Source organism: Micromonospora sp. CNZ322 (assembly GCF_007827755.1).
Genome location: NZ_VITD01000005.1, coordinates 60335 through 81317 on the forward strand (window position 1 = coordinate 60335; position 20983 = coordinate 81317).

Below are 20983 nucleotides of genomic sequence, written 5' to 3' on the forward strand. Positions count from 1 at the left end.
GCTCACGCCACCTCGCGGGCCGGGTCGACGGGGGTGTCGGCGGGGCGTTGCGCGGGGACGGCGGGAGCGGGCGGCGCAGGGCGGACCACGCCCCGGTTCAGGCCGGTGACCAGGAGCCGGTTGTACGAGGCCGGCATGACCCGGGCCAGCAGGTCGGGCAGCTTCGCCGACCAGCCGATCAACACCCGGCCCCGACGCCGCTCGACGCCGCGCAGGATCACCTCGGCGGCCCGCTCCGGCGCGATGGTCAGCAGCTTCTCGAACTGCGCCCGACCGGCCGCGTACTCGTCGTGGGAGACGCCGCTGCCGATCCGGGCGTTCTCGGTGATCCGGGTGCGGATGCCGCCAGGGTGCACCGAGGTCACCCCGATCCCGTCGTCGACCAGCTCGTGGCGCAGCGCCTCGGTGAAGCCTCGTACGGCGAACTTGCTCGCCGCGTACGCGGTCTGCCCGGCCGGCGCGATCAGCCCGAACAGGCTGGATATGTTGACCAGGTGCGCGCCCGGCTCGGCCCGGAGGGTGGGCAGCAGCGCGTGGGTCAGCTGCGCCACGGCCCGGAAGTTGACGTCGATCACCCAGCTGAACTCGTCGAACGTCACCTGGTCGAACCGACCGCCGAGGCCCACGCCGGCGTTGTTGATCAGCAGGCGTACCCGGGGGTGCCGCTGGCCGATCTCCGCGGCCACCTGGGCGGTGGCGGTCTGGTCGGCGAGGTCCACCAGGTACGTGGCGAGCTGACGATCCGGGTGGTCGGCGCGGATCGCGGTGGTGACCGCGTCCAGCCGCTCGGCGTCACGGTCCAGCAGGACCAGATCGCTGCCTCGGCGGGCCAACGCGTGGGCCAGCGCGGCGCCGATGCCACTGGCCGCCCCGGTGACCACGGCGGTCGCGCCGGCGAAGTCGAACCTCTGCACGATTCTGCTCCTCTGCTGGCGGTTACCGACGCTCGGAGGCGACGGGAGGTCGGGTGCGGTCGGGCGCGGTCACCCCGCCGGCTCGTGAGAACCGCACCCCCTCGTCGGTGAGCCGGCCGTGCCGCATCAACAGCACGTCGCGGGCGTAGTTCTGGTGCAGCCGCCACGGCGTGGTCGCACCCTGCTTGGGCAGCGTGTCGACGGCGCGCAGCACGTAGCCGGAGCGCAGGTCGATCAGTGGCACCCGCTCGGCGTCGGGCGGTGGGAGCGGGGTGACGACCTGCTGGCCGGTGCGGTCCAGGTGCCGCAGCAGTCGGCAGACGTAGCCGGCGACCAGGTCGGCCTTGAGCGTCCACGACGCGTTGGTGTAGCCGAGGGTCAGCGCGAAGTTCGGCACGCCGGAGAGCATCATGCCCTTGTAGGCCACGGTGTTCGGCAGGTCGACGTCGACGCCGTCCACCCGCAGCGTCAGACCACCGAGGGCGAGCAGGTTGAGCCCGGTGGCGGTGACCACGATGTCGGCGGGCAGCTGCGCGCCGGAGGCCAGTCGGACACCGGTCGCGGTGAACGTGTCGATGGTGTCGGTGACCACCGACGCGGTGCCGTCGCGCACCGCCGTGAACAGGTCGCCGTCGGGTGCCACGCAGAGCCGCTGGTCCCACGGGTCGTAGCGGGGCGAGAAGTGCCTGTCGACGTCGTACCCCACCGGGAGCCGGCCCCGCGCGGCCCGGCGCAGCACCCGCCTCACCAGGCCGGGCGCACGCCGGCTGAGCTGGAAGTTGACTGTGGACAGCAGCACGTTCTTCCAGCGCACCACCGGATACGCGGCCTTCGCCGGCAGCCAACGCCGCAACGCGTCGGCCAGGCGGTCGCGGGCGGGCAGCGCCAGAACGTACGTCGGTGAGCGCTGAAGCATTGTCACGTGCGCGGCCCGCTGCGCCATCGCCGGCACCACTGTGACAGCTGTGGCGCCGCTGCCGATCACCACCACCCGCTTGCCGGTGTGGTCGAGGTCGTCGGGCCAGTGCTGCGGGTGCACCAGCCGCCCGGCGTACGCCTCGACACCGGGCAGGGTCGGGGTGTAACCCTCGTCGTAGCGGTAGTAGCCGGCGCAGGCGAAGAGGAACGAGCAGGTCAGCACCACGATCTCGGCGGTGTCGGTGCGCTGGGCGTGCACCGTCCAGCGGGCGGTGTCGCTGTCCCACTCGGCACGCAGCACCCGGTGGCGGAAGCGGATGTGCCGCGGCACGTCGTACTCCCGGGCGGTCTCCCGCACGTACTCCCGGATGGTCGTGCCGTCGGCGATGGCCTTCGGCGCGGTCCACGGCTTGAACGAGTAGCCGAGGGTGAACATGTCCGAGTCGGAGCGGATGCCCGGGTAGCGGAACAGGTCCCAGGTGCCGCCTATGGCGTCGCGCGCCTCCAGCACCGCGTACGTCTTGTCCGGGCAGTCACGACGGAGGTGGCAGGCGGCGCCGATGCCGGACAGGCCGGCGCCGATGATCAGCACGTCGACGTGGTCGGAGGCCATCGCGTTCCTCCATCCGGGGCGGTGATCGGACCCTAACACCGCACCCGAACGGCAGAAAGTCAGCGCGAGACCACTCCCCCGCGGTCGAGTCGCGCTCGCGCACGTTGGTCGGCGAGCCGGACGAGCAACTGGTCGAAGTCCGCCGCGTCGAGCACCGGCCCGTTCTCCTTCCGCCAGCCCACACGCCGGGACCTCCGCTGCACCGCCGACTCGAACGCCCCGTCGGTCGTGCGCACCCAGCAGGCGAGGCGCGACGTGGGTTCGCCGAGGAACAGCGCCGGACTCGCCTCGAACCCGGTCACCCGTGACCAGAGCAGGGTGCGGGTGGAGAACACGTGCCGGAGCCGGACGCCCCGATCGTTGACGTAGATCCCGGCCAGGTGCAACCGGAAGGCGAAGGTCAGCCACACCCCCATGACAAGGAACATGCCGGCCATGCCCAGGGCGGTCCGCACGTCGATCTCACCCCGGATCAGCGCCCGCCCGGCCAGGACCGACGTCGTCGCGGCCACTGTGCACCCGACCAGCAGCATGAACCCGGTGAACACCTGCCGAGCGCCCCACGGGTCCATCCGCTGCCATCTCCGCATGGCCTGGAGGCTAGTCCTCCGATGCTCGGGTGAAGGTCATGATCCAGTTGGTCTCCCAGGTCTGCTCGCCGTCGACCGAGAACGCCTGCTCCCAGCGGGCGGTGGTCGCGCTGATGCCTGACCAGATGAACCGGCACCGGACCGGGCGCCCCTCGTGCTGGTCGTCGGCGTAGAAGTGGCCGACCCCGTCGACGAAGCGGCCCACCATCGGCGGGAGCCCCAGCACACCGGTGTCGCTGCTCATCCAGTAGATCGACCACTCCTGCCGGACCGGGTCGAAGATCCGGATCGTGGCGCCAGCGGAGCCCTTGGTCGGGAACGTGATCTCGTCGAAGTGACCGCCGCCGGCGAAGAAGCCGTGCGCCACCGACACCCCGGGGAACTCCTCCCACTCGTCGGACCCGACCAGCCGCTTGCGCAGCCGGCGGTTGACGACGTTCCAGGTGCCCACAAAGAAGTCGAAGTCGCCCATCAGCGGCCCACCGGCCCTTCCGCTCGCGTGTCACGCAGATAATTGATCAGATTCGGACTCTCCGGCAGCAGCATGTGCCGGACCCAGGCGGCCCGCTCGTGTTCCAGAACCGCCAACTCCCAGACGCAGCCCACCGCCGGGCGGCCCACGTGGACGAAGTGTGCCGGGTCGTCGTCGGGACAGTCCAGCGCCGGCTGCCCGGCCGCGGCGACGCGGACCTCCACCGCGTTGTCCCACACCCAGGTGTACGCCAGCAGATAGGCGCCGGTGTCCGCGCCCCGGTGCAGCACCACCCACCCGGCGGCCGGGGTGCCGTCGTCGACAATGTCGGCCAGCAGGTCCGGCAGCAGGTCGTACGCGGCCTTCTCCACCTCGGGTTCGATGGGTCGCTCCGGCTGGTCTATGTGGTAGCGCTTGAGTTGCCGGCCGCCGATCAACACTGGTCCGGGCGTTCGTAAATCCTTGTCACGAAATGCCATGCCGGGACGGTAGGACGGGTCCCCTGACAACTAGTGTCAGTGAAGTGCGGGCTTCTCGACTTCTCTCCGTCCTGCTGCTGCTCCAGTCGCACGGGCGGTTGACCGCCGCGCAGCTCGCCGAGCGGTTGGCCGTCTCGGCCCGCACCATCTACCGGGACGTCGAGTCGCTGCACGCCGCCGGCATCCCGCTCTACGGCGAGGCCGGGCACGCCGGCGGCTACCAACTGGTCGACGGCTGGCGGACCCGACTGACCGGGCTGACCGCCGAGGAGGCCGACCGGCTGTTCTTCGCCGGGCTGCCCGGCCCCGCCGACGAGTTGGGCTACGGCGACGTGGTGGCGGCGCTGCAACTCAAGCTGCACGCCGCGCTGCCCGCGCCGCTGCGCGACCGGGCGACCCGACTGCAACAACGCTTCCACCTGGACACTCCCGGGTGGTACGCCGACGGCGACGCCTCCCCCGAGCTGGCCCGCACGGCCGAGGCGGTGTGGCGGCAGCACCGCGTGGAGGTGCGCTACCGGGGCTGGAACGGCGAGGTGACCCGGGTCCTGGAGCCGTACGGCCTGGTGCTCAAGGGCGGCCGTTGGTATGTGGTGGCCGACCAGCCCGGCCGGGGCGCGCCGGCGACCTACCGGGTCAACCAGATCCTCGCGTTGACGCCGCTGGCGCAGGAGTTCGACCGACCCGCCGACTTCGACCTGCCGTCCTGGTGGCGGGCGCATGTCGTGCAGTTCCGGGCCCGACTGCACCGCGACGAGGCCCACGTCCGGCTCTCCCCCGCCGGGCGGGAGCGGTTGCGCGAGGTCGGCAGCGACCCGGTGGTGACCGCGATGGACAGCAGCGCCGGGCCACCGGACGCGCGGGGCTGGGTGACCGCGGTGCTGCCCATCGAGTCGCTCACCCACGCCCACGGTGACCTGCTGCGCCTCGGTGCCGACGTCGAGGTGCTGACCCCGGTGGCGCTGCGCGAACGGCTGGCCGCCACGGCGGCCGGGCTCGCCGCGCTCTACTCCCCCGCCTGAACAGCCCCGACCGTCTCTACAGTGGAAGGGTCGGGGGCGTCGATTGTCGTCACGGTGTGCCACCCTGGGACGGTCATCAATCGTCACCGGAGGTGAGGGTCACGTTACGGCTACGCGCACTGGTCGCCGTCCCCGGCACCGGGCCGGTGACCCTGGACGTTCCCGCCGGCACACTCGCCGCCCTGGTGGCGCCGCCCCGGTTCGGCACGGCGGTCGCCCGGGTGCTGGCCGGGCTGGCCCCGCCGGTGACCGGTCGCGTCCTCGTCGGCGACCGGGACGTCACCAGCCTGCCGCCGCCCCGCCGGCAGATCGGCTACGTGCCCGCCGGTGGCGCGCTGCTGCCGCAGCTCACCGTGCGGCGCAACATCGAGTACGGCCAGCGCAAACGCGAACGGGTGCACGAGGTGGCGAACGACTGGACGGCCACAGTGGTCGACCGGCTGGAGTTGGCTCTCTCCCTCGCCCTGCTGCCGCACCAGATCTCCGACGCCCAGCGCTTCCGGGTGGCGCTCGCTCGAGCGGCGGCCTGCCTGCCCGAGGTGCTGGTGGTCGACCTGCCGGCCGGTTCGGCGGGCGACAGCCGCCTCGGTGACCTGATGCCTCGTCTCTCGCCGCCGGACGCTCCGGGGGTGGCGGTGCTGGTCTGCACCGCCGACCCGGCGACCCTGGCCGAGATATCGGTGCGGCACGAGCTGGTCACCGAGCCGAGTGAGGCGGCCCGATGAGTCCGGCCGCCCGGGTGAGTCGCCGTACGCTGCTGCGCGCCGCCGCCGCGGGCGCCACCGCCCTGGCCGCCGGCTGCTCCGGCGGAACCCGGTCGGTGCAGGTCGCGGTGGTCTGGAGCACCAGTGAGCTGGACCGGTTCCGCGAGGTCGTCGCCGGCTATCCCGCCCAGGTGCAGGTGATCAGCGCCGGCAACGACATCGACGCGTTCCTGCGTGCCCGACACCTGGCCGGCACCAGCCCGGACGTGGCGATCCTGCCGCGCCCCGGCCTGGTCACCGAGTACGCCCAGCGCGGCTGGCTGAGCCCGGTGCGCGCGTCCACCGAGTACGCCGTACCCGCCGGGTTGGGTGAGCTGCTAACGGCCGAGGGCCAGCGCTACGGCGTCTGGGTCAAGGCGGCGCACAAGTCGCTGGTCTGGCACCTGCCCTCGATGCTGCCGGTGCAGCCGGCCAACTGGGACGCGCTGGTCCGGCAGACCCAGGAGCTCGGCGCGCTGGCCCGGCGCGGAGGCGGGCCGGCGCCCCTGGCCATCGGCGCCGCGGACGGCTGGGTGCTCACCGACTGGTTCGAGAACGTGCTGGCCGACGTGGCACCCGAGAGCTACAACGCCCTGGCCCGGCCGGACGCCGACTGGCAGGGCAGACCGGTGCGCGAGGCGCTGGACCGGCTCGCCGGGCTCTGGAGCATCAACGGGGCGTTCGTCGGCGGCGGCCGTCGTGCCCTGCTCACCCAGTACGAGGAGTCGGTGATCCAGGTGGTGCACACGAAGCGGGCGGTGATGCTCGTCGGGGCCGACTTCACCGCCGACGTCGCCGACCCGTTCCAGCGCGGCCCGGAGGCACCTGTCACGTTCCGGTTCCCGGGCGCTCAGCCGGGCGGCGGCCCCCTGATCGTCGGTGGGGACGCGGCCGTGGCGTTCGCCGACGCCCGAGGTGGGGTCGAGCTGGTCGAGTGGCTCACCAGGGCCGACTCGTTCCAGCCGTGGCTGCGCGACGGCGGCTACCTCTCGCCCAACACCAACGTCGCAATCGGCAGCTACCGGGACCGCGTCGGCCAGGGTCTCGCCGAGGAGATGCGGGCGCCCGGCACCCTGCGTTTCGACCTCTCCGACCAGTTGCCCGGCGCGTTCACCGGCTCCGACGGGGTCGGCATCTGGCGGATCATGCAGGGCTTCTTCGCCGACGTCACCGACGGGGTCCGCGCCAGCGAGGCGATCCGCCGGGCCACCGGCCTGCTCGCCGCGGCGGCCCGCAGCGCGGGGGGCGGCCGATGAGCCAGGTGCGGGTCCTCGGCGAGCTGGCGGTTCTCGACGACGTCGGTCCAGCCCGGCGGGGTCGGGCCTATCCGGCGGCGGGGGCCACGTCGGCCCTGCTGCTGCCGGCCGCGGTGCTGCTCGGCGGGCTGGTGCTGTGGCCGGTGCTGCGGACCATGCACGCCAGCGTCACCACCGACGGTCGCTGGGTCGGCGCGGCGCACTTCCGGACCGCGCTCGCCGCCCCGGGCACCGGCGCGGTGGTCGGCAGGACGGTCCTCTGGGCTCTGCTGGTGCCGGCGGTGGTGACGGCACTGGGCTATCTGCTCGCCGCCGCGTCGCGCCGCTCCCAGGAGGGCGGCCTGGTCCGGTTGATCCTCCTGGTGCCGGTCGCGTTGCCGCTGGTCGTCACCGGGGTCACCTTCCGGCTGATGTACGACCCGGACCCGAGCCGGGGGCTGGCCACACTGGTCGCGACCCGACTGACCGGCCGCTCGGTCGAGGACGCGCCGCAGTTGCTCGGGCCGGGGATGGTCACCGTCGCGTTGATGTCGGCGTTCGTCTGGGCCTGGGTGGGGTTGGCGGTGCTGGTTTTCCGGTCCGCGCTGGACGCGGTGCCGCCGAGCCTCGCCGACGCGGTCCGCGCCTACGGCGGTACGCGTCGCCACGTGCTGTGGGACGCGCAGTGGCGCCCACTGCTGCTGCGGACGACCGCTGTGGTCTTCGCGTTGGTGGCGGTCGGCACCAGCCGCACGTTCGATTTGATCCTGGTGATGACCCCCGGTTCGGTCCGCGACGAGGCCTCGGTGCTGGCGCTGCGGATCTGGCAGACGTCCGGGGGCACCACCACCGGCGACGGCGCCGCGCTCGGCGTGGTGTGGCTGGTGGCGGTGATCGGCGGGATCATGGTGGCCGCGCTCTTCGTCCGGCAGGCCTGGCCCCCGCCGCGCGTCGAGGCGGCACCGGAGCCCGCCCCGGTCGCCCCGCCCCGGCGGGTGTTCCGGCTGCTCGCGGCGGGTGCCGCGATCGCCTGGCTGGTGCCGCTGGCGGTGCTGGTCGCCACGTCGGCGCACGGCCGGGTGGACGCCGCCGCGCGCGGCTGGTGGTCGGCGCCGCCGAACGGCGAGTCCTATCGCAACCTGGTCACCGGCACCGAGCTGTGGCGCACGCTGGGCTTCACCCTGCTGCTGGCCACCGCGGTGACCGCCACGGTGCTGGTGGTCGCGCTGCTGGCCGCGTACCCGTTGGCCTGGTTGACCGGGCCGGCCGCGCAGGCCACCGGGCTGCTGCTGCTGGCGGCCAGCGTCGTGCCGATCCAGGTCATCGCCGGACCGGTCAACGAGGTGCTGGGCCTGGTGCTCTCCTCCGGCACGGCCCAGGGCCTGGCCCTGGTGCACATCGCGCTGGGCGTGCCGTTCGCGGTGCTGGTGCTGCGCAACGCGTTCGCCGACCTGCCGGTGGAGCAGGTCCGCGACGCCCGGTTGGGCGGGCGTCGGTGGTGGCACACCCTGCGCCGGTTGGCCCGGCACAACCTGTCGGCGGTGGTGGCGGTCTCCGTGCTGGAGTTCGTCCAGGTCTGGAACGACCTGGTGGTGGGGCGGCTGTTCGGGGGGCCGGGGTCGTCGCCGCTCGGGCCGTTCCTGGCCGAGCAGACCCGCAGCTTCGTGAGCAACAGTGGGGCGTTGGCCGCCAGCTCGGTGCTCGCCTCGGTGCTGCCGGTGGTGCTGGTGGTCCTCTCGCGGCGGCACCTGGTCGCCGGGCTCGTCTCCGGGGGTGTGCGGTGACCGGGCCGGGTGGTTCGCGTGGCGGCTCGCGCTGGCCGGCGCTGATCGCGATCGGCGGCGTTGTCGGCAGCGTCCTCGCCAACGTGGCCAGCAACCTGGCCGGCAATGTCCTCTCCGAGCTGGCGGCCAGCGTGCTCGGGCCGGTGACCATGGTCCTGGCCTCCGGCGGCGTCATCGGTTACGTGGTGTACGAGGTGCGCCGCCGCCGCGCCGGCCGGGAGGTCGACCCCGAGCCGACGGAGGTGCTCACCACCCCCGCCGCCGGGGCGCCCAATCTGCCCTACACGGCCGAGTTCACCGGTCGTGAGGAGCACGTCGACGCGCTTGTCGGTCTCCTCAGCCGGGAGCACGCGGTGGCGGTTCTGGGCCGACGCGCGGTGGGCACCTCCGCGTGCGCGGTGCAGGCCGCGAACGAGTGCCGGGAGGACTTCCCCGACGGGCAGTACTACCTGGACCTGCGGCGGCGCGGCCGACCCCGCTCGGCCCGGCAGGTGCTCACCGCGCTGGCCCGGATCCTGGGCACCGCCCCGCCAACCTCCGGCCGGCCGGACGCGCTCGCCGCCGCCGCCGACGCGCTGCGCGGTCAGCTCGATGGTCGCAAGATCGTGCTGGTGCTGGACAACGTGGACCGTCCCGACCAGGTCCGGCCACTGTTGCCGCCCACCGCCCGCACCTGCCGCCTGCTGCTCGCCGGTGGTCCGGCGCTGGTCGGTCTGGAGGGTGTGGTCGCGCACTGGATCGCCGAACCGGGCACGTCCGAGGCGGTGGAGCTGTTCGCGACGGCGGGCGGGGCCGCGCCCGCCGCCCGGGTCCGTCGCGCCGACCCGCGCACTGATCCGGCGGTACGCGAAATCGTCGACCTGTGCGGGCGGCAACCGCGTACCGTCCGCGCGCTCGGTTACCGCACCGCTCAGCACGGCTGGCGGCACTCCGACGTGCTGGACGCGCTGCGCCGCGCCGTGCAGACGCCACCGCACCAGCGGCTCGCCGTCTCACCGGCGGCCCGCCTGGTCACCGAACGGGACATCGCGTACCGGGTGTTGCCCCGCCAGGCCCGACGGTTGTACCGGTTGATGTCGCTGGTCCCCGCCCCGGTGGACCGGCCCACCATCGCCGCGCTGGCCGGACGGCACCCCGAGCTGGTGACCGCACTGCTCGACCGGTTGGCCGCGGCGGCGTTCGTGGTCGGCGCGCCCGGCGACCGGTACGAGATCCGGCCCCTGCTGGCCGGCAGCGCCCGACTGCACCTGCGGGACGCGGATCCGGTCCGGGCCCGGGTCGCCGCGCAGGCCCGGCTGACCCGGCACCTGGCCCGCCGGGCCGAACGGCACGTGGCCAACCTGGCGGTGCTCGGCTCCCCGGGGGACCGGGAGTGGTCGTTGCCGCTGGACGACGACCCGTACGGCTGGTTCGACCTGCACCAGGAGCTGCTGCTGGCGGTGGTGCGGGTGCCGGCCGGCGCGAAGGAGACACTGCCCCGCCGGGTCCGTCGGTGGTGGTTCCGGTTGGCTGTGGCGCTGTGTGGGTGGCTGGCGTACGCCGAGCGGCTCGACGAGTGGGAGCAGGTCTGCCGCACCGTGCTGGCCACCCCGACCGCTGATGACCGTCCGGAGATCGCCGGATGGGCGCACAACGAGCTGGGGGTGCTGCGTCGACGCCGGCACGACCCGCAGGGTGCGGCGGCCGCGCTCACCCTCGCGGTCAACGAGCGGGGGCGGCGGGGCAACGCCCAGGCGCGGATGAACCTCGGCCTGGCCCTGCTCGACCTGGGGCAGCTCGACGACGCGGTGGAGCACCTGGAGATGTCCCGCCGACACCGCTCCGGCGCCGACCGGGCCGGGCACGCCCTCACCGAGCTGGGCCTGGGCGCGGCCCAACTGGCCCGGGGCGAACCGGACACCGCGCACCACCACCTGGTGCGGGCGGCCAACACGTTCCGGTCGGTGGGCGACGCGCGCGGGTACGCGGCGGCGCTGACGAACCTGGTGCTGGTGCACGCGGCGCTCGGCGAGCACCTGGACGCCGCCCAGGCGTGGCGGGCCGCACTGCGCGAGTACGAGTCGGTCAACGACCCGACCAGCCGGGCGACAGCGCTGCTCAACGCCGGGGCGACGCTGCTGAGCAGCACCCCGGGGCAGGCGCGGACGGCGTACGAGCTGCTGGCCGAGAGCCGCCGGCTGCGCGAGGAGACCCGGCCGACCGCCGGGCTGGCGCGTACCCTGCTCTACCTGGGTGACGCCTGCGCCGCGCTGGGCGACCGGGCCGACGCGCGGCGGCACTGGGCGGACGCGGCGGCAGTGGCCGAGGAGGTCGCCGACGCCCAGGGGTTGGCCGCCGCCGACGCCCGACTGGAGGACGACGCCGACAGCCGGGTGACGTAGGTCGCTCGGGTTGGTCGGTGGCATGGCTCTGGGAGACTCTGTGATCGTGGACGCGCTCTCGGTACGGGGACTCAGTCGCAACTTCGGCAACCTGGTCGTGCTCGACGAGGTGAGCTTCACGCTCCCGGCGGGCCGGATCGCTGTGGTGCTGGGCCCGAATGGCAGCGGCAAGACGACTCTGCTGCGCTGTGTCGTCGGCGCTGACCGGCCGGACGCGGGTGAGGTGCTGGTGCAGGGCCGCCGGGCCGACGAGACCGATCCTCAGGTGCGTGCGCTGGTGGCGGCCGCCCTGGACGACATCGATTTCTTCCCCGACCTGTCGGTGGTCGAGCACCTGGAGTTGGTCGCGTACGCCCACGGGGGTGACGCCGAGCCGGTCGAGGAGGTCCTCGCCGAGCTGGGTTTGGAGCCGGCCCGCGACCAACTGCCGGTGACGCTGTCCAGCGGGCAGCGCCGTCGACTGGCGCTGGCGTCCTGTTTCGTCCGGCCCCGCCGGGTGCTGATCCTGGACGAGCCCGAGCAGCGGCTGGACGTCCGCGGGCGACAGTGGCTCGCCGACCGACTCCTGCGGGAACGGGCGGCGGGCACGGCCGTGCTGCTGGCCTCGCACGACCCGGAGCTGATCGACGCGGTGGTCGACGAGCGCATCGAGATCGGCAAGTGACCGCGGCGGCGGCCACGATCGCGGACACCCCGGCCGGGGTGCCGACCGCCCGGCAGGTGCGAACACACCTGCGCAAGGCCCGCAGCCGGCACCACGACCATTCCCTCGGTGACGTGCTCGGCGACGCGTACGTCATGGTCCTGTTCGTGGGCATGTACGGCTGGTTCGCGATCAGCGCCAGCCGCGACGTGCTGGACTCCCCCACCGTGGGGCAGGCCGAGCCGGGCGTGCGGTGGTGGCTGGCGGTCGCCGCGCTGCTGGCCGGCGCGGGGCTGGCCTGGCGTGGTCTGCGCGCGCTCGGCCCGCTGCTGGTCACCCCGGCGACGCAGAGCTGGGCGACCAGCGCGCCCATCGACCGGCGGGCCTGGCTGGCGCCGCGCTTCGTCCTGTTGCTGCTGGGTTCGGCGGCCGGCACCGCGGCGCTGGGAGTGGCAGTGGCGGCGCTCGGTGGGGTCAGCGAACCGTCCGCCCTGGGCTGGGCGGCGGCGGCCGGCGCGGGGTGGGGCGCGGCCGCGCTGGCGCTCAGCGTCGTCGCCCAGGGCAGCCGGTCGGGGCGACGCTGGCCGACAGTGGTCGGGGCCGTCCCGATGGTGGCGGCGGCCGTGATCACCGCCCTGGTGGTGCTCGTCGGTCGCCTCGGCGACGGGCTGCCCCGGCCGGCGACGACACCGACCGTCGCGTTGTTCGCGGCCGCGGTGCCCCTCGCGGGCGTCGGCATGATCCTCGCGGTACGCGCGCTGCCCCGGGTCGACCGGGCCACCCTGACCACCGGCGCGCAGTTCGCCAACGCCGCCGCCACGGCCACGATCCTGCTGGATCCGAGCCTGCTCGCCGGACTGGTGGAGAGCCGCCGCTGGCGCCGGATCGGCCGGGTCCGCAGCCGCCGGTTCCGGCCCGGCCCCGGCTGGTGGGCGCTGCTCCAGGCCGACGTACGCCGGCTGCGCCGTCATCCGAGCGCCGTGCTGATCTGGGCGGCGCTGATCGGGGTGCAGTACGCTGCCGCGCTCGCCCTGCCCGGGTTGGCCGGGGCCGCGCAGGTGGTGTTCGCGTACCTCGCCGTCAACCGGCTGACCGGCGGTCTGCGGTCGGTCAGCCGCTCACCCGGGCTGCGCCGGGCGCTCGGTGGCAGCGACAACCTGCTGCGCGGGATCCACGTGGTGGTGCCGGCCGTCGGCGCGGGCCTGTGGTGGTTGCTGACCCTGCCGACCGTCGACCCGGGGCCGGCCTGGCTGGCGCCGACGCTGGCGCTCGGGGTGGTGGCCGCCGCGTTCCGGGCCGGCACCCGCCCGCCGATCGACTACGGCGGCGCGACGGTCAACACACCGTTCGGGATGATCCCGATCGACCTGATGCGTCAGGGGTCACGGGGGCCGGCGCTGCTCGCCGTGCTGGTCCTCGTCCAGCTGTTCCTGGGCTGAGCCGGCTCACCCGCCGGTCGAACCGGGGCCCGATCACGGCACACCCGCTGTCGTTTCCGTCCAAGACAGCGCCGCGACCGCGATCTAGCGTGGACCCCGGCAGCCCGCTCCGAGCATGAGGAGACAACACAATGCGCGACCTGGTCTACACCGGTTTCATGTCGCTCGACGGCGTCGTGGACTCGCCCGGCGGCGGGCCGGGTGAGGAGCACCGCAGCGGCGGTTGGGTGTTCAAGGATCTTGAGTTCGTCCCAGAGGCCTGGTCGCTCAAGGGCGAGGAACTCGCCGACACGACGGCGTTGATGTTCGGCCGTCGCAGCTACGAGGCGTTCGCGCCGGTCTGGCCCGGTTCGGAGGACCACGCCGACTACAAGGACCTGCCCAAGTACGTGGTGTCGACCACGCTGTCCGACGATGCGCTCGTCGACGGGTGGGGGCCGACGACGATCCTGCGCTCGACCGGGGACGTCGCCGCGCTCAAGCAGGGCGAGGGCGGGGCGATCTTCATCCACGGCAGCGCGGAGCTGGCCCGGCGGCTGTCCGATGAGGGGCTGATCGACCAGTACAACCTGCTCGTCTTCCCCGTGCTGCTCGGTGCCGGCAAGAGCCTGTTCGGCCGGGCCGACCGCGACAAGCACATGCTGACGCTGCGGGAGTCGGAGAGTTACTCGAACGGGATCCTCAAGGTGATCTACGACGTCAAGCGCTGATCCAGGTCGAGGGCTATGGCGCCGCCGGTGCCCTCCCGCAGCTGCCGGACGGTGCGTCCGACGTAGGAGCGCAGTGCCCGGGCCAGGTGCGGCTCGTCGAAGTAGTCGAGCTTGGCGACCACGTCGGCGGCCGGGTCGCCGGTAGCCAGCAGCTCCGCCGCCGTACGGGCCCGCTCGATCTGGCGGACCGCGCCGCGCGTCAGGCCAGTCGCGGCACGGAACCGGCGTTCGACGGTACGCCCCGAGACGGCCGGACGGTGGCCGCGCAGCAGCTCGGCGACGAGCAGGTCACGGACCACGGTCCCGGCGCGGACGAGGCTGTCGACCAGGGCCTCGGCGTCGTCGGGGCCGGGCATCTCCCAGTACGCGCCGTCCAGTCGGAACGTCCGGCGCGTGGTGTCGGGGAGCTCGATGCCGCCGTCGACCAGCGTCGGCGTGGGCAGAGCCCGCAACGAGGTGCCGACGGCGAACTCGATGCCGGTGAAGGTCGCGCCCTCCGGCACCGGCGCCGTGCCGGTCCGGGTTTCGGGACCGGTGATGCTCGCGTACGTCCGGCCAGCCTGCTCCCAGAACACCAGGCCCCAACGCACCCCTGCCACGGACGTCATAGTGGTGACCTGCTCGCTCGTGCAGGTCCACACGGTGTCGACCCATGGCGAGTCGGACCCGCGCGTCTCGAACCGCAGTCCCACGGGCGAAGGATACGCCGGCGAGCACGATGGACCGGGTGCTCCTAGCCGGAGCCGAGCGCGGCGGCGACAGCGGCGACGCCGTCCTCGATCTCGGTGGGCGTACGGGCCGCGTAGCCGAGCACCAGGCCGGGCCGGTACGGCCGCTGGCAGTGCCAGGACAGCGGTTGCACCTTCACCCCACGCGCCAGCGCCGCCGCCGCCAGTTCGGTGTCGACCACTGTGTCGTCCAGCGTGATCATCAGGTGCAGGCCGGCGGCGGCGCCGTGCACCGTCGCCGACGGCAGCGCGCGGGTCAGCGCGGCGATCATGGCGTCCCGCCGGCGGATGTGTCGGCGGCGCAGCAGCCGCAGATGCCGCTCGAAGGCGCCGGAGGTCATCAGCTCCGCCAGCACCAGTTGCGGTAGCACGGCGTTGCCCAGGTCGGCGTTGCGCTTGGCGGCCACCACGGCCTCGCGCAGCCGCGTCGGCACGAGCAGCCAGCCGACCCGCAGGGCGGGGGCGAGCAGTTTGGAGACGCTGCCCGCGTAGCAGACCTGCTCGGGCAGCAGGCCACGCAGCGCCGGCACCGGAGGACGGTCGTAGCGGTGCTCGGCGTCGTAGTCGTCCTCGATGATCAAACCGCCGGCCCGCGCCCAGGCGACGAGTTGGCGGCGGCGGTCGCCGTCGAGCACCACACCGGTCGGGAACTGGTGCGCGGGGGTGAGCATCACGGCCGGTACGCCGCTGGCGGTCAGCTCCTCGACCCGCAGCCCGGCGTCGTCGACGCTGATCGGCGGGGTGTCCATCCGCCAGTTGTTCAGGTGCTGGCGCACCCCGAGCGAGCCCGGGTCCTCGACGGCGATCCGGTGGACGCCGGCAGCGGTGAGTGCCTGGGCGAGCAGCCCGAGCGCCTGGGAGACGCCGGCCACGATGATCACCTCGGCGGGGTCGACGCTGATGCCACGGTTACGGGCCAGCCAGGCGGCGACGGCCTGTCGCAGCGCGGGCGTGCCGCAGGGGTCGCCGTAGCCGAGGTCGGCCGCGGCGAGGCGGCGCAGCACGCTCCGTTCGGCGCGCAGCCAGTCCGCACGGGGAAAGGCGGCCAGATCGGGTACGCCGGGCGTCAGGTCGATGGTCGCGTGCGCCGCGCGTACCGCGTCGAAGATGTCGGTGCCCGGTGCCGGCGGGAAGATCGTGACCGGTGCCGGTGCGGCGGCCGCTGTGGGTGTGGGCGCGGCCGGCGCGGCGACGACGACAGTGCCGGCCCGGCCCCGACCGGCGATGTGCCCCTCCTCGGTCAGGCGCTGGTACGCCTCGGTGACCACGCCCCGGGAGACACCGAGGTCGGCGGCGAGCACCCGGGTCGGGGGCAGCCGGTCACCGACCGGCACCCGTCCTTCGGCGATGGCCTGCCGCAGCCGGTCGGTCAGCCAGGCGGCGCGCCCGCCCGGGGTCGCGTCGGTGATGGTCAGGTGCAGGAAGTCGGACCCGGCCGATATGGACCTCTCGGACGCGGTCGCTTTGGCTCTGCCCATCGGACCATTGTGGCAGCAGAGTGAGCAGGAGCCAGACCTGCCAACTCCGTCGGAGGACGACCGTGACCATCCCGTTCCTGATCACCACGCTGATCGTGGTGGTCACCCCCGGCACCGGGGTGATCTTCACGCTCTCCGCCGGCCTGTCGCGGGGTGCGCGGGCCGGGGTGCTGGCCGCGTTCGCCTGCACGCTGGGAACGTTGCCGCATCTGCTGGCCGCGATGACCGGGCTGGCCGCGCTGATGCAGACCAGCGCGGCGGCGTTCGAGACCGTCCGCTACCTCGGTGTCGGCTACCTGCTCTACCTGGCCTGGTCCATGGCCCGCGACCGCGACGCCTTCGCGGTGACCACCGACGCCCCACCCCGCTCGGCGATCCGGGTGATCGTCTCCGGGGTGCTGGTCAACCTGCTCAACCCGAAGCCGACGATGTTCTTCGTCGCGTTCCTGCCGCAGTTCGTGGACACCACGGCACCCGGCTCGACCCGGGCGATGCTCGGCTGCGGCGCGGTGTTCATGCTGCTCACCTTCGTGGTGTTCAGCGGCTACGGCATTTTCGCGGCCCGGGTACGCGACCGGGTGCTGACCCGACCTCGGGTCACCGACTGGCTGCGCCGATCCGCCGCCGGCACGTTCGTCGCGCTCGGCGTGACCCTCGCCCTCACCGAACGATAGGACCACAGTGCAGTTCGAACATTCTCCGCGGCTTCGCGACGCGTACCCCGACCTGGTCGCCGGTGTGGTGCAGGCCGCCGGGATCACCGCCACCGCCGACGTGGCGGCGCGCACGGCCGCTCATCTCGCCGAGGCGCGGCGGCGGTTGGCCGGTGGGGCCGAGAGCGGGTTCCCGGAGATCCAAGCCTGGCGGCGGGCGTACGCGGCGATGGGGCTGCGGCCCACCAAGTACCGGTGCGCCGCCGAGGCGCTGCTGCGTCGGCTGCGCCTGGACGGCGAACTGCCCCGGGTGCACCCGCTCGTCGACCTCTGCAACGCCATCTCGGCCGCGTACGCCATCCCGGTCGCGGCGCTCGACCTGGACCGGGTCGACGGCGACCTGGTGGTCCGGCCGGCACACGGCGACGAGGCGTACCTGAGTTTCGCGGGCGACACCGAGCATCCCGAGCCGGGCGAGGTGACCTTCGTCGACTCCGCCGGGCGGGCACACGCCCGACGGTGGACGAACCGGCAGAGCGGCTGGTCGGCCGTACGGGCGGGCACCTCGTCGGTGCTGATCGTCGCCGAGGCGCTGCACCCTGGTGGCGGGCCGGCCGTGACCCGACTGGTCGCCGACCTTGTGACGGAGCTGACCGAGGGGTGGTCCGCTCCGACGGCCGCCGCGGTGCTCACCGCCGCCGCGCCCCGTTTCCGCACCCCGGCGGCGGATGACGACCGGGGTCAGGCGGTGTCGCCGGGCAGCAGGTGACGGTAGCCGGGGATCGTCTCGGCGAACCAACCCGCGACACTGGCCAGGCCGCGGTCGTTGAGCTGCGCGTCGTGGATCGGGTACGCCGCCGCCGCGCTCACGGCGCCGGCGAACCGGATCGCCTCGTCGAGGCGCAGCCAGGACCCCTGAGCCGGGACGAGCAGGGTGCGCACCGGCTCGTCCGGCACGTGCAGGGCGTCGCCCGGGTGGTAGAGCTCGCCGCCGATCAGGTAGCCGAGGTTCGGGCAGTCGGGCTGCCCCTCGTGGATCGCGGCGTGCCGGCCGCCGTGCGCGCTGACCGGAATGCCGGCCGCCGTGAACCGCTCGCCCGCACCGACCCGGGTCACCGGCAGCGGGGCGAGATCCGGCAGGCGGGCACCCTCCGGCGCGTACACGGGGACACCGAGACCGGCGAGCCGCAACACGTCTATGTGGTCGGTGTGCTCGTGGGTTACCAGGACGGCGTCCGCGCCGACCAGGGCCCGCGGCTCGCTCCACGTCCCCGGGTCGACGACCAGCACCCCACCGTCGTGCTCGACGCGGACACAGGCGTGCGTGAATCGGGTGATCCGCATCAGGCGACGGTACGCCGCCGGCAGATGAGCCGTGGTCCTCGTGGCGGTTGGGCCGGCCCTGCCGGGGTAGTGCGGCAGCATGCCACAGCGATACGAGAACTACCCGAGGATCGCCGTCGTCACCGGCGCGGACTCTGGCATCGGCAAGGCCTGCGCGGTGGCGCTGGCCGAGGCCGGCTTCGAGATCGGCATCACCTGGTACGGCGACCCCGACGGCGCGGAGCGGACGGCCACCGAGGTCCGCGCGACGGGACGGCGTTGCGAGGTCGCCGAGGTGGACCTGACCCGACTGCCGGACGCGGCGGCGGTGGTGGACGAGTTGGCCGACCGGCTGGGCGGCATCGGGGTGCTGGTCAACAACGCCGGCACCGGGGCCTCGACGCCGTTCGTCGACACGGGGTGGGAGCAGTGGCGCGAGGTGCTCGCCGTCGACCTGGACGCGCCGTTCCTGTGCGCCCAGCGGGCCGCGCGACGGATGCGGGCCGCCGGCGCCGGCGGGCGGATCATCAACATCACCAGCGTGCACGAGCACGCGCCCCGGGTGGGCTCCGCCGCGTACTGCGCCGCGAAGGGCGGGCTCGGGCTGCTGACCCGGGTGATGGCCCAGGAGTTGGCCGCCGACGGGATCACCGTCAACGCCGTCGCCCCGGGCGAGATCGCCACGCCGATGACCGGTCAGGAGGATGTCGACCCGTTCACCCAGGAACGGCCCGGCGTGCCGCTGGGGCGGCCCGGCGACGCGCGTGAGGTGGCCGCCGTGGTCGCGTTGCTCGCCTCCCCCGCCGCCAGCTACGTCACCGGAGCGTCCTGGCCGGTCGACGGGGGCATGCTGCTGATGGGTCCCCAGGCCGCGGCGTTGACGAACGACGACTGGCGATCGGTCTGAGCGGCACCGGCGGGCGCCGTCAACGCATCGGCGCGGCCGACGCCCGGACGATGTACGCGAACTGCACACCGAACGCCACCACCGCGACCAGCACCCCGACCAGGACCGTCAGCCCGACCCCGACCCCGACGGTCGTGGCCACCAGGGCGACGCCGAGCCCGCTCAGCACCGCGTTGACCGCCCCCACGAGTGCGGCCGTGGTCAGCAGGAACTCCCACCGCCCCGGACGCATGCCGACCAGGTTCCATGCCTTGCTCATAGCGTCGTCGGCTATCACCGCGTCGGCGAAGAAGTCGTGCTCACCGGCGAACTGATGCTGGTAGTAGGCCCGGATGCGCTGGATCCGCAGCAGGTCCAACGAGTTCTCCACGGTGGTCTCCACCAGCCGCAGGAACGTCAGCACCCCGATGATGACCAGGGTCGGCAGCACCGCGCCCAGGTACGGCCGGACCACCTTGTCGTTGCTGGCGACGAAGCCGAGGCCGATCAGCGCCGCCGACAGGACGGACAGGAAGATGGTGGCGCGGCCGGTGGCCTCGGCGATGGTGCCGGCGCGGGACGTCTGCAACGCGTAGTGCTCGGTGGTCAGGACGGTGAGAAGCGCCTGCTCACGTTCGCTCTCGTCCACCCCGCCACCCTCCGTGGTCGCACGACTCCGTTACCGTCACCCTATGAGCGGCGCACCGGGTCCGAGCCGCGAACCGGCCGCCCGGAGAAGGGGACAGCGCCCAGCAAAGCGGGCACGTATCCTCCGAGCTCCGGTGATCAGCAGGCGGCGCTGGGGCCGACCGACGGCGGAAGGGGACCGGATGCCCGGGTGGGCTGGTCGGGGCGGGCGGCAACGACGCGCCTTCGTCGTCGGTGGGGCCCTGTTCGCGATCGCCGTCGTCATGTTGCTGGCCGCCTGGCGCAGCACCGGCTTCCTCAGCGACCTGCTGCTCAACCTCGGGGCCAGCGTGGTCCTCGCGGCCATCTCGTACGTCATTTTCGACCCGTTGTTCGAGGAGGCCCGTAAGGCCCGGGTGCAGGAGCACCTCAGCTTCGACCAGCAGGCGTTCGTGACGCGGCTGCACCGCTCCGGACGTCGGGTGCGCATCCTCGACACCTGGACGATCCTGCTGGAGCAACGGCACCGCGAGGAGACGTTGAGCGCGGTGCGGGCGGCGCTCGCCAACGGCGCCCAGGTGCAGTTGCTGCTGCTCGATCCCGACTGCACCGCCGCCCAGCAACGCTCCGAGGAGCTGGAACGGCAACGGGTGGACGTGCCCCGGCAGATCCGCACCAACCTGCGCCACCTGGCCGCCTTCGCCGACGCGCTCGACTCGCGGCTGCGGCACCGCCTGCAGGTCCGGCTCTACGACGCGTCCCCGTCGATCCAGCTCTACCAGTGGGACGGGCGGGCGCTGATCTCGTTCTTCCCGATCGGGAAGTTGTCGTTCAACGTGCCGCAGCTCGAGGTGGACATGGACAGCCCGTGGGGCGGGTTCGTACACGCCCGGTTCGAGGAGCTGTGGGAGCACGAGCAGGCCACCCTCGACCTGGAGCGGTACTGGTCGGTCACGGTCACACTGCGCCACGACGAGTCGGACGTGGTCGAGGTACGCGTGCCGTTCGTGACGGTGGACGGGCAGCACTACGTCGACTGCCGGGGGTTCCGGGTGACCGGGCCGCTGACGGTGCGAGCCGTGCTGCCGCCCCGCGCGCCCGGGGCGGCGCCCGGCGTGTTCGCCCTGGCCGAGCCCGCCGACGGGGACCGCACCCCGGTCGCCGTGGTGAAACGGCACTTCGACCAGAAGTACGGGCACGACGACGGCGAGCGGAACGTCCGCCGACTGGTGCCGCCACCGGGCGATGCCCGTACCCCGGCGCCCTGCCCCGCGACGGCCGGTGACACACACGCACGGTGACCCCCGACCGACCCGTGGGTTCGGCACAGGAAACAATGGTGGTC

General features: G+C 73.5%; 21 protein-coding genes. 12 read left to right on the plus strand and 9 right to left on the minus strand.

Annotated elements, in window-relative coordinates; translation table 11 throughout:
• Positions 1 to 2 precede the first annotated feature (2 nt).
• From FB453_RS14195 to FB453_RS14215, 5 genes are read right to left on the minus strand one after another with little or no spacing between them, the layout of a single operon-like run.
• Positions 3 to 914, minus strand: coding sequence for an SDR family NAD(P)-dependent oxidoreductase (locus FB453_RS14195; RefSeq protein ID WP_112587671.1), 912 nt, complete (start codon positions 912 to 914; stop codon positions 3 to 5).
• Between the two features lie 22 nt (positions 915 to 936).
• Positions 937 to 2445, minus strand: a complete 1509-nt coding sequence (locus FB453_RS14200; protein ID WP_145790488.1) for a flavin-containing monooxygenase — start codon at positions 2443 to 2445, stop codon at positions 937 to 939.
• Positions 2446 to 2504: 59 nt separating this feature from the next.
• Complete coding sequence (locus tag FB453_RS14205) at positions 2505 to 3035, minus strand: MATE family efflux transporter (RefSeq protein ID WP_145790490.1); 531 nt, start codon at positions 3033 to 3035, stop codon at positions 2505 to 2507.
• Positions 3036 to 3045: 10 nt separating this feature from the next.
• Entirely contained in the window at positions 3046 to 3507 is a 462-nt protein-coding gene (locus FB453_RS14210) for a hypothetical protein (protein ID WP_145790492.1), read from the minus strand.
• On the minus strand, positions 3507 to 3986 hold the full coding sequence (locus tag FB453_RS14215; RefSeq protein WP_145790494.1) for a hypothetical protein: 480 nt from the start codon (positions 3984 to 3986) through the stop codon (positions 3507 to 3509). Before FB453_RS14215 ends, FB453_RS14210 begins: the two co-directional genes overlap by 1 nt.
• Before the next feature lie 44 nt (positions 3987 to 4030).
• On the opposite strand from FB453_RS14215, the gene FB453_RS14220 reads away from it, so the two are divergent.
• From FB453_RS14220 to FB453_RS14255, 8 genes are all read left to right on the plus strand, one after another.
• Complete coding sequence (locus tag FB453_RS14220; RefSeq protein ID WP_145790496.1) at positions 4031 to 5008, plus strand: WYL domain-containing protein; 978 nt, start codon at positions 4031 to 4033, stop codon at positions 5006 to 5008.
• A 92-nt stretch (positions 5009 to 5100) separates the two neighbouring features.
• Positions 5101 to 5733 carry an ATP-binding cassette domain-containing protein gene (locus FB453_RS14225; RefSeq protein WP_186718276.1) on the plus strand — a complete coding sequence of 211 codons (633 nt, stop codon included), beginning with the start codon at positions 5101 to 5103 and terminating at the stop codon, positions 5731 to 5733.
• Complete coding sequence (locus FB453_RS14230) at positions 5730 to 7007, plus strand: extracellular solute-binding protein (protein ID WP_145790500.1); 1278 nt, start codon at positions 5730 to 5732, stop codon at positions 7005 to 7007. Before FB453_RS14225 ends, FB453_RS14230 begins: the two co-directional genes overlap by 4 nt.
• Entirely contained in the window at positions 7004 to 8770 is a 1767-nt protein-coding gene (locus FB453_RS14235; protein WP_145790502.1) for an ABC transporter permease subunit, read from the plus strand. The genes FB453_RS14230 and FB453_RS14235 overlap by 4 nt, the downstream gene beginning before the upstream one ends.
• Positions 8767 to 11151, plus strand: a complete 2385-nt coding sequence (locus FB453_RS14240; RefSeq protein WP_145790504.1) for a tetratricopeptide repeat protein — start codon at positions 8767 to 8769, stop codon at positions 11149 to 11151. Before FB453_RS14235 ends, FB453_RS14240 begins: the two co-directional genes overlap by 4 nt.
• A 40-nt stretch (positions 11152 to 11191) precedes the next feature.
• The gene (locus FB453_RS14245; protein WP_112602474.1) at positions 11192 to 11815 is read left to right on the plus strand and encodes an ABC transporter ATP-binding protein; all 624 of its coding nucleotides are present in this window, start codon (positions 11192 to 11194) and stop codon (positions 11813 to 11815) included.
• Complete coding sequence (locus FB453_RS14250; protein ID WP_145790506.1) at positions 11812 to 13233, plus strand: DUF6297 family protein; 1422 nt, start codon at positions 11812 to 11814, stop codon at positions 13231 to 13233. Before FB453_RS14245 ends, FB453_RS14250 begins: the two co-directional genes overlap by 4 nt.
• 131 nt (positions 13234 to 13364) lie before the next feature.
• Positions 13365 to 13943: a dihydrofolate reductase family protein gene (locus FB453_RS14255; RefSeq protein ID WP_145790508.1), complete on the plus strand. Its 579-nt coding sequence runs from the start codon at positions 13365 to 13367 to the stop codon at positions 13941 to 13943.
• Here the strand turns inward: FB453_RS14255 and FB453_RS14260 are convergent.
• Positions 13925 to 14635 carry a helix-turn-helix domain-containing protein gene (locus FB453_RS14260; RefSeq protein WP_145790510.1) on the minus strand — a complete coding sequence of 237 codons (711 nt, stop codon included), beginning with the start codon at positions 14633 to 14635 and terminating at the stop codon, positions 13925 to 13927. The genes FB453_RS14255 and FB453_RS14260 overlap by 19 nt on opposite strands.
• 41 nt (positions 14636 to 14676) lie before the next feature.
• Entirely contained in the window at positions 14677 to 16149 is a 1473-nt protein-coding gene (pdxR, locus tag FB453_RS14265; protein ID WP_145790512.1) for a MocR-like pyridoxine biosynthesis transcription factor PdxR, read from the minus strand.
• Between the two features lie 62 nt (positions 16150 to 16211).
• On the opposite strand from pdxR, the gene FB453_RS14270 reads away from it, so the two are divergent.
• Together FB453_RS14270 and FB453_RS14275 are read left to right on the plus strand one after the other, a co-directional pair.
• A complete protein-coding gene (locus FB453_RS14270; RefSeq protein ID WP_145790514.1) occupies positions 16212 to 16823 on the plus strand; it encodes a LysE family translocator in 612 nt (203 codons plus the stop codon).
• Positions 16824 to 16830: 7 nt separating this feature from the next.
• On the plus strand, positions 16831 to 17571 hold the full coding sequence (locus FB453_RS14275; protein WP_112726292.1) for a B3/B4 domain-containing protein: 741 nt from the start codon (positions 16831 to 16833) through the stop codon (positions 17569 to 17571).
• On the opposite strand, the gene FB453_RS14280 is transcribed toward FB453_RS14275, so the two are convergent.
• Positions 17544 to 18146 carry an MBL fold metallo-hydrolase gene (locus tag FB453_RS14280; protein WP_145790516.1) on the minus strand — a complete coding sequence of 201 codons (603 nt, stop codon included), beginning with the start codon at positions 18144 to 18146 and terminating at the stop codon, positions 17544 to 17546. The two genes, FB453_RS14275 and FB453_RS14280, sit on opposite strands and share 28 nt — an antisense overlap.
• Positions 18147 to 18225: 79 nt before the next feature.
• Here FB453_RS14280 and FB453_RS14285 point away from each other — a divergent pair, with 79 nt between their 5' ends.
• Positions 18226 to 19032, plus strand: a complete 807-nt coding sequence (locus tag FB453_RS14285) for an SDR family oxidoreductase (RefSeq protein WP_145790518.1) — start codon at positions 18226 to 18228, stop codon at positions 19030 to 19032.
• A gap of 19 nt (positions 19033 to 19051) precedes the next feature.
• On the opposite strand, the gene FB453_RS14290 is transcribed toward FB453_RS14285, so the two are convergent.
• Positions 19052 to 19660, minus strand: coding sequence for a hypothetical protein (locus FB453_RS14290; protein WP_145790520.1), 609 nt, complete (start codon positions 19658 to 19660; stop codon positions 19052 to 19054).
• 181 nt (positions 19661 to 19841) lie between these two features.
• Between FB453_RS14290 and FB453_RS14295 the strand changes: the two genes are divergently transcribed.
• Complete coding sequence (locus FB453_RS14295; RefSeq protein ID WP_145790522.1) at positions 19842 to 20939, plus strand: DUF5919 domain-containing protein; 1098 nt, start codon at positions 19842 to 19844, stop codon at positions 20937 to 20939.
• The last annotated feature ends 44 nt before the right edge of the window (positions 20940 to 20983 follow it).

Excerpts from the sequence above, each read along its gene's own strand:
- FB453_RS14205 (WP_145790490.1), bottom strand. The coding sequence starts at position 3,035 with ATGCGGAGATGGCAGCGGATGGACCCGTGGGGCGCTCGGCAGGTGTTC.
- FB453_RS14295 (WP_145790522.1), top strand. The coding sequence starts at position 19,842 with ATGCCCGGGTGGGCTGGTCGGGGCGGGCGGCAACGACGCGCCTTCGTC.
- pdxR (WP_145790512.1), bottom strand. The coding sequence starts at position 16,149 with ATGGGCAGAGCCAAAGCGACCGCGTCCGAGAGGTCCATATCGGCCGGG.
- FB453_RS14210 (WP_145790492.1), bottom strand. The coding sequence starts at position 3,507 with ATGGGCGACTTCGACTTCTTTGTGGGCACCTGGAACGTCGTCAACCGC.
- FB453_RS14200 (WP_145790488.1), bottom strand. The coding sequence starts at position 2,445 with ATGGCCTCCGACCACGTCGACGTGCTGATCATCGGCGCCGGCCTGTCC.
- FB453_RS14235 (WP_145790502.1), top strand. The coding sequence starts at position 7,004 with ATGAGCCAGGTGCGGGTCCTCGGCGAGCTGGCGGTTCTCGACGACGTC.
- FB453_RS14285 (WP_145790518.1), top strand. The coding sequence starts at position 18,226 with ATGCCACAGCGATACGAGAACTACCCGAGGATCGCCGTCGTCACCGGC.
- FB453_RS14255 (WP_145790508.1), top strand. The coding sequence starts at position 13,365 with ATGCGCGACCTGGTCTACACCGGTTTCATGTCGCTCGACGGCGTCGTG.
- FB453_RS14230 (WP_145790500.1), top strand. The coding sequence starts at position 5,730 with ATGAGTCCGGCCGCCCGGGTGAGTCGCCGTACGCTGCTGCGCGCCGCC.
- FB453_RS14215 (WP_145790494.1), bottom strand. The coding sequence starts at position 3,986 with ATGGCATTTCGTGACAAGGATTTACGAACGCCCGGACCAGTGTTGATC.
- FB453_RS14280 (WP_145790516.1), bottom strand. The coding sequence starts at position 18,146 with ATGCGGATCACCCGATTCACGCACGCCTGTGTCCGCGTCGAGCACGAC.